Origin of the sequence: Flavobacterium sp. 28YEA47A (assembly GCF_041262125.1) — a bacterium.
Taxonomy (GTDB): Bacteria; Bacteroidota; Bacteroidia; order Flavobacteriales; family Flavobacteriaceae; genus Flavobacterium.
Map to the genome: position 1 here is coordinate 91723 of NZ_JBGCCI010000003.1, position 22976 is coordinate 114698.

The following is a 22976-nucleotide window of genomic DNA, read 5'->3' on the forward strand; positions in this document are numbered from 1 at the left end:
TACAGTCATGAAACAATTTACAGGCCAAAATAGTATAGATTTTACAAAAGTCTTCCTAAATTATAGGGATGTCCGCAATCCGGAAATGGAAAAAATAAAACGGCACCTTATTACCATTTATCAGTTATAGATAAGAACTACTCCCACACTTATAGGCAAAATTTGCTTTGAACGGATAACCATTGAAAAGCAAACATACAATTTCACAGAATACACATACGATTAACCGTAATGTGTCGAAATTCCCCCGCCTAGCCTTATCTAAATTTTAAACGTATAACACCCTAAACCGGCACCTTATATCTGAGGTTCCAAGGTAGCGTATTCTTTTTATTTACTCATCTTTAATATTAGCCCGGCTGATTATGCAGTTTTCGGAAACAATTCCGCGTTGCTTATGATTCCTGCTTTGAGCTCTAATCCTGCGGAAATATCCGTCGTTAGATTAGCTCCATTTAATTAGTAAAAACTACTTAACTCTATTTCTTACTTTAAGAGAAATTGGGTTAAGAAATAAATTAAATTATTTTGAGATGAGAAAACTACATTTTACTTATTTATTGTTTATTTTGATTTTTAGCAGCCTCAGTGGTTTTGCAAGAAATCACTTATCGCCAATAAATAACACCAAAGTCTTATTGGTCAATACCAATTCTGACGTCAACATCAACGCGGGGATTATTTCATCAAACCATTTGGTAAGCAAAAGCAATTTTATCAATTATCTTCCTGACAGCAGTGGTATCTTATATGTCAAAAAAGGAGCAACCGGTACAGGTAAAAGTTGGAACGATGCAATAGGCGAACTAGCTGATGCCTTGAAATTTGCTAAAATCAATAATACAGTGGCTTCCAATTCACAAATAACACAAATCTGGGTTGCAGGCGGTACTTATGTACCTCTTTACAGCGCTGATGATAATAATTTTGGAAATCCTGATGGCTACAAAAATACCTTTCTAATGGTAAAAAATGTGGCCTTATATGGTGGCTTTGCTGGTAACGAGACTACGCTTACACAACGTAATCTAAACATAACTGCCAATAAAAGTACTCTTACCGGCACTGCTTACCATATCCTAATAAGTGTAAATAATGTAGGCTCTGCCCTACTTGACGGCTTTACCATTAGCAGGATTAATGGTGGCCCGCTTGCATCTAGCACAATTGAAGGGAAGTACTTTTTAAGTCTACACGGTGGTGGAATGTTTAATTATACCTCATCACCTAGTATCTTAAACTGTAATTTTGCATCCATTTTTGTTGAAGGTTCAGGCGGGGCTATATATAATGAAGATTCTTCTCCAAATATCACAAACTGTAATTTCACCTTAAATAAAGCATATCGTGCTGGGGCAATATATAATTCTTCCGCATCATCACCAACTATCTTTAACTGCAATTTTTCAGAAAATTCTGCCGATAATTTGGGTGGAGCTATGGCAAATACTGACACATCTTCTCCAAAAATATACAATAGCCTGTTTGTAAAAAACAAATCCGCTACAAACAATGGCGGAGCTATATGGCATGATGGCGGTAATGATGCCCTTTTAATTAACTGTACTCTATATGGCAATACTGTTTTAGGTTCTGCTGGCGGTGCCCTAAATGCAACGCGCGGTGTAATAAACGTATACAACTCTCTGTTATGGGATAACCTACCCAAACAATATTTTAATCAGGCGCCTATAGTATTTAAAAACAGCCTGATTCAAGGTAATACTAGTACCGACAACGGAAATTTGAACGCCACTAACATTAGTACAGCACAAATTTTTAAAGATGCACCTAGCGGAAACTTCTCTCTTAAACTTGGCAGTCCTGTTATTGATGCTGGCGGCAACAATTTGTACAGCAACAACGGTGGCAATCTTACCACCAACAAAGACTTGGCGAACAATCCCCGTTTAAAAGATTCCAATATAGATATTGGGCCTTATGAAGCGTGGTCAACACAACAAATCATTACGGCAACTGATATAACCAAAACCTATGGCGATGCACCTTTTATTCCTACAGCTAAAGCAAGCTCAGGTTTGGAAGTCAGCTATGTATCTGCTGATAGCAGCATAGCCGAAGCTTTTCAAGACAGTGCAGATGGAAATAAATGGAAATTAAAAATCCATAAAGCAGGAGAAGTCAATATAACAGCAAAACAAACCGGAAACGACAATTATTCTCCAGCTCCTGATGTCATTTTTAAATTGATGGCAAACAACGCTGTCTTGACCATAACAGCCAATGCCCTATCGAAAGAATATGGCATGGCAGACCCGCCATTGACCTATACAGTTAGCGGATTGGTAAACGGCGATACAGAAGCTATCCTCACCGGTTCATTATCAAGAACTGTTGGCGAAGCCGTAGGAACATACGCTATTGGGCAAGGAACATTGAGCGCTGCAAACTATGACATCGCCTATACAAATGCAAACCTTACGATTACTACTGCGCCAGGAGATTTTATCACCGTATGGGACATGAGTAAACCAGGGAGTGGCAGTAACCAGCTCACATTCAATATGGCATATACGGCTCCGGTACCCTATAGCTGGACAGCTTCAGGCGGCAATACCGGCAGCGGTACCACTACAGGTACTATTACAGGTCTACCGGCTGGCGAGATCATTACATTGAGCCTGGAGCCTACCAATCTTAAAGCATTTAACCTATTTACCAATACAAACAACTTACGCCTCATCAATGTCAGTCAATGGGGTACTGTACAATGGAACAGTATGTTTGCTACTTTCTTTCAATGTCAAAATCTCAACATTACAGCTACAGACCTGCCAGACCTAAGTCAGGTAACCAATGCACAAGCTATGTTTGCGGGATGTAGTGTGCTCAACAGTCCTGCCAATATAGGAAACTGGAATACATCCAACATAACCAATATGAGTCAGATGTTTTCCAGAACTTACCTCTTTAACCAAAATATTGGCAACTGGAATACCGGCAATGTAACCAATATGAGTGAAATGTTCAATAGTTCTTCAGTGTTTAACCAAAACATTGGCAATTGGGATACTTCTAAAGTAACCGATATGAACCTTATGTTTGGTAATGCCTCCGCTTTTAATCAGGACATTGATAATTGGAATACAGCGAATGTAGTCAGTATGCATCAGATGTTTAGAAATGCAATAGCTTTTAACCAGAATCTCGGCAATTGGCAGCTTAATCCAAATGTTAACATTGACGCTATGCTTTTCAACGCAGGGATGGATTGTGTGAATTATTCGGCTACACTGAGGGGGTGGGCAAACAACCCTAATACGCCCAATGGTCGCTATTTAAATGCTCAGGGCAGGCAGTACAGTACCAATGCCGCGCAGTCAAGAACAACATTGACCACCGGCAAGAGCTGGACCATTACAGGTGACAGTCCGAGCGGACAAAACTGCGGACTACCACAGACCATTACAGTAACTGATATAGTTAAAACCTACGGCGATATACCTTTTGTAGCTACTGCTACCGCAAGCTCAGGCCTGGAAGTCAGCTACACATCTGCGGATAATAGCATAGCCGAAGCTTTTCAGGACAGTGCAGATGGTAACAAATGGAAACTCAAAATCAATAAAGCGGGAGAAGTCAATATAACAGCAAAGCAGGACGGTAACGAAAATTATAGTCCGGCATCGGATGTCATCTTTAAACTGACCATCGGCAAAGCCCCTTTGACTGTGACAGGTGATGCCCTCTCAAAAGAATACGGCACAGCAGATCCTGCGCTGACCTACACCGCTACCGGTTTTGTTAATGGAGATAACCAGACAGCACTGACAGGAGCATTGAGCAGAATTGCCGGCGAAGCCGTAGGAATTTATGCTATCACACAGGGAACTTTGGATGCCGAAAACTACGACATCACCTACACAGGAGCTAACTTTAGTATTACTGCTGCTACGGGAGATTTTGTTACCGTATGGTCTGCGGCTAACAGTGGTTCTATAACTTTTTACATTAACACCTCTTCAGGCGGATCAGTAGATTATTTTTGGAAGGCTTCAGGAGGTACTACCGGTAGGGGAACATTCGCAGCCGGCAGCACCACTGTTTCTGTTACTGGTTTACCTGTAAATCAGACAATCACCTTAAATCTGAAACCAGACAATCTCAAAGCTTTTTCCACTCAAAATTCATCATCTGCATTGCGCCTGATGGATGTTGCTCAATGGGGTACCGCAAATTGGAGTACAATGCGTTGGGCATTTAAGGGGGCTCAAAATCTCAACATCACGGCTACCGATATACCCGATTTCAGTGGACTTACCGATTTGAGCAGCATGTTTGAAGAATGTATCTCACTAACCGGGCCTGCAAATATAGATAGCTGGGATATGTCGAATGTAATAGAGATGCGCTATATGTTTGCAGGAGCCAAAGTCTTTAATCAAAATATCGGTAGCTGGAACATAGAAAAAGTAATAGACATACGATATATGTTTTGGGGTGCAGCAAAATTTAATCAAGACATCGGCAGTTGGAATACTTCAAAAGTACTCTTTATGTTCGGTATGTTTCAAGATGCAACAGAATTCAATCAGGACATCGGCAATTGGGATCTCCCTGAGTTATACGATATATCTCTTATGTTTAAGAACGCTACCTCTTTTAACCAGAATATAGATCGCTGGAATTTCTCAAAAGTAAGGAACATGATTGAGATGTTTGCAGGAGCTGTTTCTTTTAATCAACCTATAGGAAGTTGGAACACCTCATCGGCAGTCAATATGAATGGGATGTTTTCAGGAGCAACAGCCTTTAATCAGGATATCAGCAACTGGAATACAGAAAATGTAACCTGGATGGACAATATGTTCAACGGAGCAACCGCTTTCAACCAAAATATAGGCAAATGGCAGCTCAACCCTGCTGTAAATATGGTCAATATGCTCGACAATTCAGGAATGGATTGCCAGAACTATTCGCTTACACTCAACGGATGGGCAAATAATACAAACACTCCATCAGGGCGTAGTCTCGGAGCTGCAGGCAGACAATACGGCACCAATGCCGTGCAGACAAGAACAGTATTGACTACGACCAAAGGATGGACCATTACAGGCGACAGCCCGAGCGGACAAAACTGCGGACTGCCACAAACCATTACGGCAACCGACATGACCAAAACCTATGGAGATATACCATTTGTACCCACTGCTACTGCAAGCTCCAATCTGGAAGTCAGCTACACATCTGCGGACAACAGCATAGCCGAAACTTTTCAGGACAGTGCAGACGGTAACAAATGGAAACTGAAAATCCATAAAGCAGGAGAAGTCAATATCACAGCACAACAGGACGGTAACGAAACCTACCTACCGGCAGCGGATGTCATCTTTAAACTAACCATCAACAAAGCCGCTTTAACGATAACAGCCAATGCGCTATCCAAAGAATGGGGAACAGCAGACCCTGCGCTGACCTACACCGCTACCGGTTTTGTAAATAGCGATGACCAGACAGCACTGACAGGAACATTGAGCAGAGTCGCAGGCGAAGTCGTAGGAATCTATGCTATCACACAGGGAACGTTGGATGCCGAAAACTACGACATCACCTACACAGGAGCCAACTTTACCATTAGTACCTCAACAGACGATTTTGTGACCGTCTGGGACACACGAATATCCGGAGGCCTTCCCACCTATCTCACAATCCAGCTTACTATAACACCCGGAACCAGCCTTCCCTATAGCTGGACAACTCCCGACGGTCAGAGCGGTAGCGGCACCATCCCTTCCGACAGCACTTTGTTTACCATGGGGTTCGCCGAAAATCGCATTGTCACGCTCCGCCTGAAATCTGATAACCTGAAAGCATTTACCACCTATAGTCTGCTAAGTAAGAGCCGCCTGATTGATGTTTCGCAATGGGGCACAGCCAAGTGGAGTACCATGAAAGATGCTTTTTCAGGAGCTGACAATCTCAATGTCAGCGCTACGGATATACCCGACCTCAGTGAGGTGACCGATATGTCAGGCATGTTTGCCGGATGTAATAAACTCACAGGACCTGACAATATAGGCAGCTGGAATACGGCAAACGTAACCAACATGAACTTCACGTTTGCTGCCCTTGTATTTAATCAGGATATCAGCAGCTGGAATACCGCCAATGTCACTGACATGGGTCGTATGTTTAGGGGAACATCCCTTTTTAACCAGCCCATTGGCAGTTGGAATACCGCAAACGTAACCACTATGACAGAAATGTTTAGTGATACAAAAGCCTTTAATCAGGATATCAGCAGCTGGAATACCGCAAAGGTAACCACTATGACCGGAATGTTTTGGAATGCAACAGAATTCAATCAGGACATAGGCAATTGGAATATCACTAACGTAACCGATTTAAGTCACATGTTTAGGGAAACGGAAGCTTTTAACCAGAATATTGGAGGCTGGAACACTGCAAGCGCAACTGATATGAGTAACATGTTTAGAGGAGCAGCTGTTTTTAATCAGCCTATTGGCAACTGGAATACGGACAATGTCACTGACATGGGTCGTATGTTTTTTGGCGCAACAGCCTTTAACCGGGACATCAGCAGCTGGAATACGGCAAATGTAACCGATATGAGCTACACCTTCTCGAATGCAGTCGCTTTCAATCAGAACATCAGCAACTGGAATACCGGCAATGTACAATACATAAATGACATGTTTGCAGGAGCCACCTCCTTTAACCAGCCTATTGGCAACTGGAACACCGCAAAGGTTGTTTATACAACCCGTATGTTTAACAGAGCAACAGCCTTTAATCAAAACATTGGGGAATGGAATATGAGCAGCGTGAAAGATACTTACCAGATGTTTGATAATGCCACAGCCTTTAATCAGGACATTAGCAATTGGAATATGGCAAACGTGACCGATACAAGGTTGATGTTTAAGGATGCAACAGCCTTTAATCAAAACATTGGCTTATGGAAACTCAATCCCGCTGTAAAAATGATGAATATGCTCGACAATTCAGGAATGGATTGCCAGAACTATTCGCTTACACTGAATGGATGGGCAAATAATACAAACACTCCATCAGGGCGTAGCCTCGGAACTGCAGGCTTACAATACGGTACCAATGCCGTGCAGGCAAGAACAACGTTGACCACCGGCAAGGGCTGGACCATTACAGGCGACAGTCCGAGCGGACAAAACTGCGGACTGCCACAAACCATTACGGCAACCGACATGACCAAAACCTATGGTGATGTGCCATTTGTACCCACTGCAACCGCAAGTTCAGGCCTGGAAGTCAGCTACACATCGGCCGACAATAGCATAGCCGAGGCTTTTCAGGACACAACAGACGGTAACAAATGGAAACTCAAAATCAAAAAAGCAGGAGAAGTCAATATCACAGCACAACAGGCTGGTAACGAAACCTACCTGCCGGCAGCGGATGTCATCTTTAAACTGACCATCAACAAAGCCGCCTTAACCGTAACAGCCGATACGTTATCGAAAGAATACGGTACAGCAGACCCTGCGCTCACCTACATCGCTACCGGTTTTGTAAATAGCGATGACCAGACAGCACTGACAGGAACATTGAGCAGAATTGCCGGCGAAGCCGTAGGAATTTATGCTATCACACAGGGTACTTTGGATGCCGAAAACTACGACATTACCTACACAGGAGCCAACTTTACCATTACGGCTGCTACAGGAGATTTTGTCACGGTATGGGACATGAGCAAGCCATATTCCGGCAGTAATACGATCAGGTTTTATCCAACCACTTCTCCGGGTCAATCAGTAGACTATTTCTGGGTAGCCTCAGGAGGCACTACAGGTAACGGAACAATTGCAGCAGGCACTTATGAAGTTAATATTTCCGGCCTGCCTGCAAACGAAATTATTACCCTGAACATAAAACCTACACATCTCAAAGCAATTAAAATCAGAGACCTGCTGCTGAACCCTGAGCGATTAAAACTGATTGATGTTACACAATGGGGCACGGCACAATGGAGTACAATGAAAAATGCATTCATCGACTGTAAAAATCTAAACATTACAGCAACTGATGTACCCGATTTGAGTAGCGTTGACGATATGTCCCGTATGTTTCAAGGATGTAGTTCACTCAATGGTCCCGCCAATATGGGTACCTGGAATACAGCGAATGTCACGAATATGTTCTATCTGTTTTATAGCGCAGGCATTTTTGACCAGAATATAGGCGACTGGAATACATCGAATGTAACCAATATGGGAGGTATGTTTCAAAATGCCAGCCTATTCAATCAAAATATTGGCAGTTGGAATACACAAAATGTAACCGATATGTCTGTCATGTTTGCTGAGGCCAGAACATTCAACCAAAATATTGGCAACTGGAATACACAAAATGTAACCAATATGAGTGCAATGTTTACAAGTGCTTATGCCTTTAACCAGAACATCAGCAACTGGAATACGGCAAATGTAACAGATATGTCAGGTATGTTCAGAGATGCCAGAACGTTCAATCAAAACATCGGTAACTGGAATACAGCAAATGTAACCAATATGGGGTATATGTTCCTAGATGCCAGATCATTCAATCAAAACATCGGTAATTGGAATACCGCAGAGGTAACCAATATGAGAAGCATGTTTCTAAATGCTTATGCTTTTAATCAGGATATTGGCAACTGGAACACTTCAAATGTCACTGATATGGGAAGTGTGTTTTACGGCACCCGGGTTTTCAATCAGGACATCAGCGGCTGGGACACACAAAAGGTAACGAATATGTCCGGCATGTTTAATAGCGCTCAGGCCTTCAACCAAAATATTGGCAACTGGAACACTTCAAATGTCACTGATATGGGAAGTATGTTTTACAGCGCCCTTGTTTTTAACCAAAATATAGGCAACTGGAATACCGCAAATGTAATCAACATGAGGTTTATGTTTTCAGGCAATCGTAGCTTCAATAAGGATATAAGTAACTGGGACACGCAAAAGGTCACTGATATGTCCTACATGTTTTATAATGCACAAACATTTAACCAAAACATAGGCAAATGGCAACTCAACCCTGCTGTAACGATGGACAATATGCTGGAAAATTCAAGAATGGATTGTCAGAACTATTCGTTGACGTTACAAGGATGGGCAGCCAATCCAAACACACCATCAGGACGTAATCTGGGAGCACAAGGCTTACAATACGGCACCAATGCCGAAGCAGCAAGAACAGCTTTGACCACCGGCAAAGGCTGGACCATTACTGGCGACAGCCCGAGCGGACAAAACTGCGGACTATCGCAAACCATTACGGCAAGCGATATTACTATGACCTATGGTGATATACCTTTTATGCCTACTGCTACGGCAAGTTCAGGTTTGGAAGTTAACTATATATCTGCGGACAACAGCATAGCTGAAGCCTTTCAGGACAGTGCAGACGGTAACAAATGGAAACTGAAAATCCATAAAGCAGGAGAAGTCAATATAACAGCACAACAGGCTGGTAACGACACTTATGCTCCGGCAGCAGATGTTATCTTTACCTTGACAATAAACAAGGCAGCCTTAACAGTAACAGCCAACGCCCACAGCAAAATTTACGGAACTACAGACCCGACCTTGACTTATGTAGTAAATGGGTTGGTAAATGGAGATACAGAAACAGTTATCAGCGGATCACTGTCAAGAGCAACCGGAGAAAATGTCGGAACCTATGCCATTGAACAGGGAACTGTAAGTACCGAAAATTATATTATCACATACACGGGCGCCGATTTCAATATCACAAAAGCAACCTTAAATATCGTTGCAGATGCCAAGTCGAAAGTATTTGGAACAGCAGACCCAACTTTGACCTATACCGTTAGCGGGCTGGTAAACGGTGATACGGAAAGTATCATTACAGGCAGCTTGTCAAGAGCTGTTGGTGAATCCGTGGGAATTTACGCTATTACGCAGGGCACTTTAAGCGCAGGCGATAACTATGACATTACCTTTACTGGAGCTGACTTTACCATCATCGAAAGATTGGTCGTAGACAGCTCAACACAGACAAACGTAACCTGTAATGGAGGTTCTGATGGTTCGGCTACTGTTAGTATAATCGGAGGTACCGCACCTTATACTTATTCCTGGTCGCCAAACGGCGGAATAGCTGCAACAGCAACAGGTTTAGCCGCTGGCGACTATACCGTTACCATTACCGATGCGAATGGCTCTACGATTACGAAGAATTTCAACATTACCGAGCCACAGGCAGTTGAACCGCCTACCACTGAAGATACTCAGGAATTCTGTAGAGCAGCCAATCCTACAATAAGCGATCTTGAAATACAAGGAACGCAAGTGAGATGGTATGCTTCTGCTACTGCAACTCAGGAACTTCCCGGCAATGCGCTTTTGGTAGACGGAATGACCTATTATGCCACGCAGACAGTCAATGGATGCGAAAGCCAGGATAGGACATTAGTCATAGTTATCTTAAATGATCTGCTGCCAACTCCGGAAGGAGCAGCCGTACAGAATTTACAAGAAGGAGCTACCGTGGCAGACCTGATGGTAACACCAGCGAATTCTGTATGGTATGCTAGTTACGATGATGCGGTAAACAATATAAACCCATTATCTCCTGCTACAGAATTGGAAGACGGAGCTACCTATTATGCCGTTGCAGTGGCTATCGGACAATGTTCGAGTCTGCCTTTTGCAGTTACCATAAATGTGACGTTGGGAATTGGAAATCCGCAAGAATTGACTTTCAAATACTACCCGAATCCGGTGGAAGATTATCTCAATATACGGAGTTCAGGAACCATCGATGCTATTGAGGTGTACAGCTTGCTTGGACAGCTGGTCAAAAAGCAGGACTGTCATTCAGGAGAAGTACGGCTTTTCCTTGGTGACTTGTCAGACGGAACTTATGCGGTAACCATCCTATCCGAAGGCAAAAAATCAACAGTAAAGGTGGTCAAAAAATAAAACTTTTCTTAATAAGAATATCCCTCAGCAGATATAGACTGTTCAACAATTGCACCCGACTTTAAAAATTCACGTGGGATTGCTTTTGTAAGATTGAAACAGGTCAAATTCAAAAATCAAATAGCTTAATAAAAAGATAACTAAATACCAATAAGATGAAAAAATTCACATTTTTTCTGCTGCTTACAGTTAGCTGGGCAAGTTTTGCACAAAACATCAGATATGTAAAAGAAGACGGATCAGGCAATAAAGACGGATCTTCATGGAGTAATGCCAGTAATGATCTGCAATTAATGATTAATCAATCAGTCGCAAATGACCAGGTTTGGGTGGCGTCAGGTAATTATACTCCCATTCGCCTGGCTAACGATCTTAGCACTATTGTGATAAACAATATGAATAATGCATTTGTACTTAAAGAAGGCGTAAAACTATACGGTGGTTTTGTGGGTAGCGAAACCACCTTAGCACAGCGTAGCCCTGACATAACGGCTAATGGAAGTATTCTTAATGGTGCTAACAAGGTTGTTCATGTGGTCATCTCTGCAAATGTAAGCAACAAGACACTTTTAGACAGATTTACCATTACGGGCGGACAGGCTACTGGCCCGCAGTCAGCAACTATAACGGTCAATGGCCAGACTCTTACCCAATCCAGGGGAGGAGGAATGGTAAACATAGCTTCTTCAGCAATCATTTCTGACTGTACCTTTACTTTAAATACAGCTTCTTATGCAGGAGCCATATACAACGATAGCTCTCCTGTAACCGTCTCTAATTGTACCTTTACTTTAAATACAGCTACTGTGAACTGTGGAGGATTGTTTAATGTATCGTCCAATTCAACTATTACCAACTGTACTTTTAAAGAAAATAAATCTTATAACTGGGGCGGAGCCATCTTAAACACTGAATCCTCTCCTAAAATTTACAACAATTTATTTGTTAAAAACGGAGCAACCTATGGCGGCGGTGCCATATGGCATAATTATGGAACTGCATTACTGATGAACAATACCATCTACGGCAACACTATTAATGGTTCTTCCTCCACCAACTCGGGAGGTGTGCAATTAAATTATGGAACCATAAACATGTACAACAACCTGTTGTGGAAAAATGAAAGGTCACAATATTCGATCAATACCTCGGGAACTGGTTCCTTAATATACAAAAACAATCTGATAGAAGGAAATACCAATACCGCCAATGGCAACCTGAATGCGACGGGCATAAACGCTGAGCATATTTTTTTTGATGTAAATGATGGCGATTTTGGTCTTAAAACCGGTAGCCCTGCTATTGCCAAAGGTAGCAACACGCTATACAGCAGCAGTGGCGGTAACTTGACCACTGACAAGGATTTGGCAGGAAATAGTCGTTTGAAAGGTATCAACATAGACATAGGAGCCTATGAAGCGATATTACTACCACAAATTATTGTGGCGTCAGATATTACTAAAACCTATGGCGATACACCTTTCACGACTACTACTATTGCTAGTTCCGGTTTGCAAGTCAGCTATACGTCTGCTGACAACAGCATTGCCGAAGCTTTTCAGGATAATGCAGATGGAAACAAATGGAAATTGAAAATTAAAAAAGCAGGAATAGTAGACATAACGGCAAAACAACCCGGAGATGACACCTTTGCCCCGGCTCCTGATGTTATTTTTAAATTAACAATAAATAAAGCTGCCTTAACAGTTACTGCCAATGCCAAAAACAAAGTATATGGTACAGCTGATCCGGCTCTGACCTATACCGTAAGCGGACTGGTAAATGGTGATACCCAAAGTATCATCACGGGAGCTTTGGCAAGAACAACAGGTGAAGCAGCAGGCACTTATACCATCGAACAGGGAACTTTGGCGGCAGGCGATAATTACGCCATTACCTATACAGCTGCTGATTTCAACATTACGAAGGCTGCATTGAGCATCACGGCAAATGCCAAGACTAAAATCTACGGAGCGACTGATCCTGCACTGACCTATACAATCAATGGTTTGACTCATGGTGATACAGAAACAATAATTACTGGAGCCTTAGCCAGAACAACGGGTGAGAATATCGGAACCTATGCTATCGAACAAGGAACATTGAGTGCAGGCAATAATTACATCACTACCTATGTTGGTGCGAATTTCAACATTACCAAAGCGACACTTACTATTGCAGCTATTCCCAAATCTAAAATCTATGGAACGGCTGATCCTGCCCTGACCTATACTGTTACTGGCTTAGTCAATGGAGATACAGAAAGTAGTATTACGGGTAGCCTGTCAAGAGCAGCGGGAGAGAATATAGGAAACTATGCTATTAACCAGGGAACATTGGCTGCAAGCGGAAACTATAATATTAGTTATACAGGAGCTGATTTCAATATCACAAAAGCTACATTGAACATCGTTGCGGATGTCAAAACTAAAATCTATGGAACGGCTGATCCTGCCCTGACCTATACCGTTACGGGACTTGCCAATGGAGATACCAAAAGCATTATCACCGGAACTTTGGTAAGAGCAGCCGGAGAAAATATCGGGACTTTTGCTATTGGACAAGGAACGTTAGCTGCAACCGGGAACTATAATATCAATTATACAGCAGCGAATTTCATTATCACAAAAGCTACATTGAACATCGTTGCCGATGCTAAATCTAAAATCTATGGAACGGCTGATCCTGCCCTGACCTATACCGTTACTGGCTTAGCCAATGGGGATACCGGAACTATTATCACAGGTAGTTTGGCAAGAGCAGCCGGAGAGAATATCGGAACTTATACCATTGGACAGGGAACGTTGGTTGCAAGCGGAAATTATGACATCACCTATACTGCTGCTGATTTCAATATCACAAAAGCTACACTGAACATCGTTGCCGATGCTAAATCTAAAATCTATGGAACGGCTGATCCTGCCCTGACCTATACCGTTACAGGACTTGCCAATGGGGATACCGGAACTATTATCACAGGTAGTTTGGCAAGAGCAGCCGGAGAAAATATCGGAACTTATACTATTGGACAGGGTACCCTTGCTGCAAGCGGAAACTATAATATTAGCTATACAACAGCAGATTTCAATATCACAAAAGCGGCATTAAATATCGTTGCGGATGCCAAGTCAAAAGTGTACGGAACAGTTGATCCGGCATTAACCTATGTCGTTACAGGACTTGCGAATGGAGATGACCAAGCTGTAATTACCGGAGCATTAACAAGAACGATTGGTGAAAACATAGGAACCTATGCGATCGAACAGGGAACCCTGACAGCAACCGGAAACTACGACATCGCCTACACTGGCGCCAACTTTGATATTACCAAAGCGACCCTGAACATTGTTGCTGATACAAAAACCAAAATCTATGGAACAGCAGATCCTGTTTTGACCTATACCATTACAGGACTTGCCAATGGAGATACCAATGCAATACTTAGCGGTGCTTTAACCAGAACAGCTGGCGAAAACATAGGAACTTATACGATCGAACAGGGAACTTTAGCAGCAAGCAGTAACTATACGGTTACATATACAGGCGCTAATTTCAACATTACCAGAGCAACGTTGAATATTGTTGCAGATACTAAATCAAAAGTGTACGGTACAATTGATCCTGCATTAACGTATGCCGTTACGGGATTAACCAATGGAGATGACCAAACTATAATTACCGGAGCATTGACAAGAACTGCTGGGGAAAATATAGGGACTTATACTATCGGGCAAGGAACTTTGGCTGCTACAGGAAATTACGACATCGCCTACACTGGCACCAACTTTGATATTACCAAAGCGACCTTAAATATAGTTGCCGATGCCAAGACTAAAATCTATGGAACAGCTGATCCTGCATTGACTTATACCGTAACCGGTTTGGCAAATGGAGATATCGAAAGCATTATCACCGGAACTTTAGCAAGAGCAGCTGGGGAAAATATCGGGACTTATGCTATCGGGCAAGGAACTTTGGCTGCTACAGGAAACTACGACATTACCTACACTGGCGCCAACTTTGATATTACCAAAGCGACCTTAAACATTGTTGCCGATGCCAAGACTAAAATCTATGGAACGGCTGATCCTGCATTGACCTATACCGTTACAGGACTTGCCAATGGAGATGCCGAAAGTATCATCACCGGAACTTTAGCAAGAGCAGCTGGGGAAAATATCGGGACTTATACTATCGGGCAAGGAACTTTGTCTGCTATAGGAAACTATGAAATCGCCTATACGGGTGCTGATTTTAATATCACAAAGGCAACCTTAAACATTGTTGCAGACGCTAAGTCTAAAGTATATGGAACAGCTGATCCTGTTTTGACCTATACCATTACCGGTTTAGCAAATGGAGATGACCAGACAATAATCACAGGTGCATTGGCAAGAACGATTGGTGAAAATATAGGAACCTATGCAATCGAACAGGGAACCCTGGCTGCAAGCGGAAATTATGAAATCGCCTATACAGGAGCTGATTTTAATATCACAAAGGCAACCCTAAACATTGTTGCGGATGCAAAAACCAAAATCTATGGAACAACAGATCCTGCATTGACCTATACCGTAACCGGTTTGGTAAATGGAGATGACCAGACAATAATCACAGGTGCATTGACCAGAACGATTGGTGAAAACATAGGAACCTATGCGATCGAACAGGGAACTTTGGCTGCAACCGGAAACTATGAGATCACCTATACTGGAGCTGATTTTAACATCACAAAGACAACCCTGAACATTGTCGCCGATTCCAAATCTAAAGTGTATGGAACGGCTGATCCGGCATTGACCTATATCGTTACAGGACTTGTGAATGGAGATATAGAAAGCATTATCACCGGAACTTTAGCAAGAGCAGCTGGGGAAAATATCGGAACCTATGCAATCGAACAGGGAACCCTGGCTGCAAGCGGAAACTATGACATCACTTACACAGGCGCTGATTTTAACATCACAAAGGCAATCTTAAACATTGTTGCCGATTCCAAAACTAAAGTGTATGGAACAACAGATCCTGCATTGACTTATACAGTAACCGGTTTGGCAAATGGAGATGACCAGACGATAATCACAGGTACATTGGCAAGAACAGCTGGTGAAAATATAGGAACCTATGATATCAATCAGGGAACTTTAGTTGCAAGTGGAAACTATGATATCGCCTATACAGGTGCTGATTTTAATATCACAAAAGCTGTATTGAACATCGTTGCCGATGCAAAAACCAAAATCTATGGAACAGCTGATCCTGCATTGACTTGTACCGTTTCCGGTTTAGCAAATGGAGATATAGAAAGCATTATCACCGGAACTTTAGCAAGAGCAGCTGGGGAAAATATCGGAAACTATGCGATCGAACAGGGAACCCTGGCTGCAACCGGAAACTATGACATCGCCTACACTGGCGCCAACTTTGATATTACCAAAGCGACCCTAAACATTGTTGCCGATGCCAAGACTAAAATCTATGGAACGGCTGATCCTGCATTGACCTATGTCGTTACAGGACTTGCCAATGGAGATGCCGAAAGTATCATCACTGGTACTTTGACAAGAACTGTTGGAGAAAATATAGGAACCTATGCGATCGAACAGGGAACCCTTGCTGCAAGCGGAAATTATGACATCGCCTACACAGGTGCTGATTTTAACATCACAAAGGCAACCCTAAACATTGTTGCCGATGCCAAAACTAAAATCTATGGAACAACAGATCCTGCATTGACCTATACCGTTACTGGATTGGTAAATAATGATACTGAAATGATAATTACAGGAACATTGGCAAGAACAGCCGGTGAAAACATAGGAACCTATACAATCGAACAGGGAAGCCTTGCTGCAAGCGGAAACTATGATATCGCCTATACAGGTGCTGATTTTAACATCACAAAGGCAACCCTGAACATTGTCGCCGATTCCAAATCTAAAGTGTATGGAACGGCTGATCCGGCATTGACCTATATCGTTACAGGACTTGCGAATGGAGATACTGAAACTATTGTTACTGGTTCTTTGACCAGAACAGCCGGTGAAAATATAGGAACCTATGCGATCGAACAGGGATCCCTTGCTGTAAGCGGAAACTATGACATCGCCTATACAGGTGCTGATTTTAACATCACAAAAGCAACCCTAAACATTATTGCCGATGCAAAATCTAAAGTGTATGGAACAACAGATCCTGCATTGACCTATGTCGTTACAGGACTTGCCAATGGAGATGACCAGACGATAATCACGGGTACATTGACCAGAACGATTGGTGAAAATATCGGAACCTATGCGATTGAACAGGGAACCCTGGCTGCAAGCGGAAACTATGACATCGCTTACACAGGTGCTGATTTTAACATCACAAAGGCAACCTTAAACATTGTTGCCGATGCCAAAACTAAAATCTATGGAACAACAGATCCTGCATTGACCTATACCGTAACCGGTTTGGCAAATAATGATACTGAAACTATTGTTACTGGTTCTTTGACCAGAACAGCCGGTGAAAATATAGGAACCTATGCGATCGAACAGGGAACCCTGGCTGCAAGCGGAAACTATGACATCGCCTATACGGGAGCTGATTTTAACATCACAAAGGCAACCTTAAACATTATTGCCGATGCAAAAACCAAAATCTATGGAACGGCTGATCCGGCTTTGACTTATATAGTTACAGGACTTGCGAATGGAGATACTGAAACTATTGTTACTGGTTCTTTGACCAGAACAGCCGGTGAAAATATAGGAACATATACAATCGAACAGGGAACCCTGGCTGCAAGCGGAAACTATGACATCACCTATACGGGAGCTGATTTCAATATCACAAAGGCTACCTTAAACATTGTTGCCGATTCCAAATCTAAAGTGTATGGAACAGCAGATCCAGCTTTGACATATACCGTAACCGGTTTGGCAAATAATGATACTGAAAGCATTATAACAGGTAGCTTATCAAGAACAGCCGGTGAAAACATAGGAACCTATGCGATTGAACAGGGAACCCTTGCTGCAAGCGGAAACTATGACATCGCCTACACAGGTGCTGATTTTAACATCACTAAAGCGACCCTAAACATTATTGCCGATGCAAAATCTAAAGTGTACGGTACAGCAGATCCTGCATTGACCTATGTCGTTACAGGACTTGTCAATGGAGATGACCAGACGATAATCACGGGTGCATTGACCAGAACGATTGGTGAAAACATAGGAACCTATGCGATCGAACAGGGAACTTTAGTTGCAACCGGAAACTATGATATTACCTATACGGGAGCTGATTTTAATATCACAAAAGCAACCTTAAACATTGTTGCCGATGCAAAAACCAAAATCTATGGAACGGCTGATCCAGCTTTAACATATACCGTAACCGGTTTGGCAAATGGAGATGACCAGACGATAATCACAGGTGCATTGGCAAGAACTGTCGGAGAAAACATAGGAACCTATACGATCGAACAGGGAACCCTTGCTGCAAGCGGAAACTATGACATCATCTATACGGGAGCAGATTTTAACATCACAAAGGCAACCCTAAACATTGTTGCCGATGCCAAAACTAAAATATATGGAACAACAGATCCTGCATTGACCTATACCGTAACCGGTTTGACAAATAATGATACTGAAACTATTGTTACTGGTTCTTTGACCAGAACAGCCGGTGAAAATATCGGAACCTATACGATCGAACAGGGAACCCTGGCTGCAAGCGGAAACTATGAGATCACCTATATGGGAGCTGATTTTAATATCACAAAGGCAACCTTAAACATTGTTGCCGATGCTAAATCTAAAGTGTATGGAACAGCAGATCCGGCTTTGACATATACCGTTACCGGTTTGGCAAATGGAGATACTGAAACTATTGTTACTGGTTCTTTGACCAGAACAGCAGGTGAAAATATCGGAACCTATGCAATCGAACAGGGAACTTTGGCTGCAACCGGAAACTATGATATCATCTATACGGGAGCAGATTTCAATATCACAAAGGCTACCTTAAACATTGTTGCCGATGCAAAAACCAAAATCTATGGAACGGCTGATCCTGCTTTGACATATACCGTAACCGGTTTGGCAAATGGAGATGACCAGACGATAATCACAGGTGCATTGGTAAGAACTGTCGGAGAAAACATAGGAACCTATACAATCGAACAGGGAACCCTGGCTGCAAGCGGAAACTATGAGATCACCTATACGGGAGCTGATTTTAATATCACAAAGGCAACCTTAAACATTGTTGCCGATGCTAAATCTAAAGTGTATGGAACAGCAGATCCAGCTTTGACATATACCGTTACAGGACTTGCGAATGGAGATGACCAGACAATAATCACGGGTACATTGACCAGAACGATTGGTGAAAACATAGGAACCTATACAATCGAACAGGGAACTTTGGCTGCAACCGGAAACTATGACATCGCCTACACAGGTGCTGATTTTAACATCACTAAAGCAACCTTAAACATTGTTGCTGATGCAAAAACCAAAATCTATGGAACGGCTGATCCTGCTTTGACTTACATAGTTACAGGACTTGCTAATGGAGATGACCAGACAATAATCACGGGTACATTGACCAGAACGATTGGTGAAAACATAGGAACTTATGCGATCGAACAGGGAACCCTGGCTGCAAGCGGAAACTATGAGATCACCTATACGGGAGCTGATTTTAATATCACAAAGGCAACCTTAAACATTGTTGCCGATGCTAAATCTAAAGTGTATGGAACAGCAGATCCAGCTTTGACATATACCGTTACAGGACTTGCGAATGGAGATGACCAGACAATAATCACGGGTACATTGACCAGAACGATTGGTGAAAACATAGGAACCTATACAATCGAACAGGGAACTTTGGCTGCAAGCGGAAACTATGACATCGCCTACACAGGTGCTGATTTTAACATCACTAAAGCAACCTTAAACATTGTTGCTGATGCAAAAACCAAAATCTATGGAACGGCTGATCCTGCTTTGACTTACATAGTTACAGGACTTGCTAATGGAGATGACCAGACAATAATCACGGGTACATTGACCAGAACGATTGGTGAAAACATAGGAACTTATGCGATCGAACAGGGAACCCTGGCTGCAAGCGGAAACTATGAGATCACCTATACGGGAGCTGATTTTAATATCACAAAGGCAACCTTAAACATTGTTGCCGATGCTAAATCTAAAGTGTATGGAACAGCTGATCCAGCTTTGACATATACCGTTACAGGACTTGCGAATGGAGATGACCAGACAATAATCACGGGTGCATTGGTAAGAACTGTCGGAGAAAATATCGGAACCTATGCAATCGAACAGGGAACCCTTGCTGCAAGCGGAAACTATGACATCGCCTACACAGGTGCTGATTTTAACATCACAAAGGCTACGCTAAACATTGTTGCCGATTCTAAATCTAAAGTGTATGGAACAACAGATCCTGTTTTGACCTATACCGTTACTGGATTGGTAAATAATGATACTGAAATGATAATTACAGGAACATTGGCAAGAACAGCCGGTGAAAATATCGGAACCTATACGATCGAACAGGGAACCCTTGCTGCAAGCGGAAACTATGAGATCACCTATACGGGAGCTGATTTTAACATCACAAAGGCTACGCTAAACATTATTGCCGATACTAAATCTAAAGTGTATGGAACGGCTGATCCAGCTTTAACATATACCGTAACCGGTTTGGCGAATGGAGATGACCAGACGATAATCACAGGTGCATTAACCAGAACGGTTGGTGAAAACATAGGAACTTATGCGATCGAACAGGGAACGTTGACCGCTACTGGAAACTATGATATTACCTATACTGGCGCTGATTTTAATATCACAAAAGCAACTTTAAATATTGATGCAGACGCTAAGTCTAAAGTATATGGAACAGCCGATCCTGCATTGACCTACGTCGTTACAGGACTTGCCAATGGAGATGCCGAAAGTATCATCACTGGTACTTTGACAAGAACTGTCGGTGAAAACATAGGAACTTATGCAATTGAACAGGGTACGTTAGCGGCAACCGGAAACTACGATATTACCTATACAGGTGCTGATTTCAATATCACAAAAGCAACCTTAAATATCGTCGCAGATGCCAAGTCAAAAGCATTTGGAACAGCCGATCCTGCATTGACCTATACCGTTACCGGATTTGTCAACGGAGATACAGAAAGCATCATTACAGGTAACTTGTCAAGAGTCGCTGGTGAAACTGCTGGAATTTATGCCATTACAAAGGGTACTTTAAGTGCTGGCGATAATTATGACATCACTTTTACCGGAGCCAATTTTACTATCATCGAAAGACTGGTCGTAGCTACCTCAAGACAGACAAACGTAACTTGTAACGGAGGTTCTGACGGTTCGGCTACAGTTAGTATAACTGGAGGTACTGCGCCTTATACCTATTCATGGTCGCCATACGGCGGAACAACAGCAACAGCAACGGGATTGACCGCAGGCAACTATACTATTACCATTACCGATGCAAACGGTTCTACGGTTACAAAGGATTTCAACATTACCCAGCCGCAGACAGTAGCACCGCCAGCAGCTGAAGAAATACAGGAATTCTGTAAGGCTGCCAATCTTACAATAAGCGATCTTGAAATAGAAGGAACGCAAGTAAAATGGTATGCTTCTGCTAATGCAACACAGGAACTTTCTGGAAGTACACTTCTGGTAGACGGAACGACCTATTATGCCTCGCAGACAGTCAATGGATGTGAAAGCCCGGAAAGAACACTAGTTATAGTTATTCTGAACGAATTACTGCCAACTCCGGAAGGAGCAACCCTACAGGATTTCGAAGAAGGAGCTACTATAGCAGACATAGTGGTAACGCCATCAAATTCTATCTGGTATACTAGCTATGATGATGCGGTAAATAATTTCAACCCGCTATTTCCTGCTACCAAATTGGTAGATGATACTACATATTATGCTGTTTCGATTGCTGACGGACAATGTTCAAGCTTGCCTTTTGCTGTTACCGTAAATGTAACGCTAGGAGTCGTGAAGCCAGAAAAAGTGACTTTCAAATATTATCCGAATCCGGTAGAAGATTACCTGAATATACAAAGCACAGGAATCGTTGAAAGAGTTGAAGTATACAACCTACTTGGACAGTTAGTCAAAGAACACAGCTTCCATTCTAAAGAAGTAAAACTGTTCTTTGGAGACCTGGCAGATGGAACCTATGCGGTATCCATTATATTCAAAGGCAAAAAATCGACCGTAAAAGTGGTCAAAAAATAATGAATAATCTCTAAATAGAAGCACGCCCGAATCGGGCGTGCTTTTTTATTTATCCAAATACAGACTTCCTAAATCTGCGTAATTATTTTAATCTGTGGTTAAAATAAAAATTCTAAAAGAACCATCCTTCCGCTTTTTATTCCTCACTTCGGAACTCAAATGCTCCTTTTCTTAAATTGATGCCATATTCGAGATACGCTTTAAGACACGCCAAGAAATTCGCCCAACCTTCCGTATTTCCCATCAGCCAGCTAATTCCTTCTTCATTATTTTCCATTCCTTTCTCTGTAATTGTCACAACCGTATCTTTTCCAAAAGACGATAAGGTCATTTCTACTAAATTTTTCTTTTTATTGACATCCCAATAATAGGACACATATTTGTCCTTTTCAATTTTGCCAACCGTAATCGGAAATTGTATGTCAAATTCTGGGAATTTCCATTCGATTTCTCTTCCCTCTTCCATCCTACCTGAACCTTCAGCAATAAAATAATTTGACATCTTTTTAGGATCAACAATCGCTTCGAATACTTCTGGTACAGGTTTGAGTATTTGGATTGCCGCCTTAATAGTCAGTTCTTTTTTCTCCATAACTTTTATTTTTAGTTTGCTATTTGTTAGCAACCTTAAAATTAATAAAATTCTGTTTCTTAGGCTCTGATTTTTTCCCGTTAACTATAGGCATAATTATCCGCTGAAACATTTCCATAAAAAACA

General features: G+C 42.2%; 3 protein-coding genes. 2 read left to right on the forward strand and 1 reads right to left on the reverse strand.

The window, feature by feature from the left end; translation table 11 throughout:
* The first annotated feature begins 533 nt into the window (after positions 1–533).
* Positions 534–10952, forward strand: coding sequence for a BspA family leucine-rich repeat surface protein (locus ABH942_RS04980; protein WP_370029877.1), 10419 nt, complete (start codon positions 534–536; stop codon positions 10950–10952).
* Positions 10953–11107: 155 nt separating this feature from the next.
* A complete protein-coding gene (locus ABH942_RS04985) occupies positions 11108–22258 on the forward strand; it encodes an MBG domain-containing protein (RefSeq protein WP_370029878.1) in 11151 nt (3716 codons plus the stop codon).
* 136 nt (positions 22259–22394) lie between these two features.
* Here the strand turns inward: ABH942_RS04985 and ABH942_RS04990 are convergent, their stop codons facing one another.
* Positions 22395–22850: an SRPBCC domain-containing protein gene (locus tag ABH942_RS04990; protein WP_370029879.1), complete on the reverse strand. Its 456-nt coding sequence runs from the start codon at positions 22848–22850 to the stop codon at positions 22395–22397.
* Positions 22851–22976: the final 126 nt, after the last annotated feature.

Bases quoted from the DNA above. Each gene is read 5' to 3' on its own strand.
- ABH942_RS04980 (WP_370029877.1), top strand. From the start codon at position 534: ATGAGAAAACTACATTTTACTTATTTATTGTTTATTTTGATTTTTAGC.
- ABH942_RS04985 (WP_370029878.1), top strand. From the start codon at position 11,108: ATGAAAAAATTCACATTTTTTCTGCTGCTTACAGTTAGCTGGGCAAGT.
- ABH942_RS04990 (WP_370029879.1), bottom strand. From the start codon at position 22,850: ATGGAGAAAAAAGAACTGACTATTAAGGCGGCAATCCAAATACTCAAA.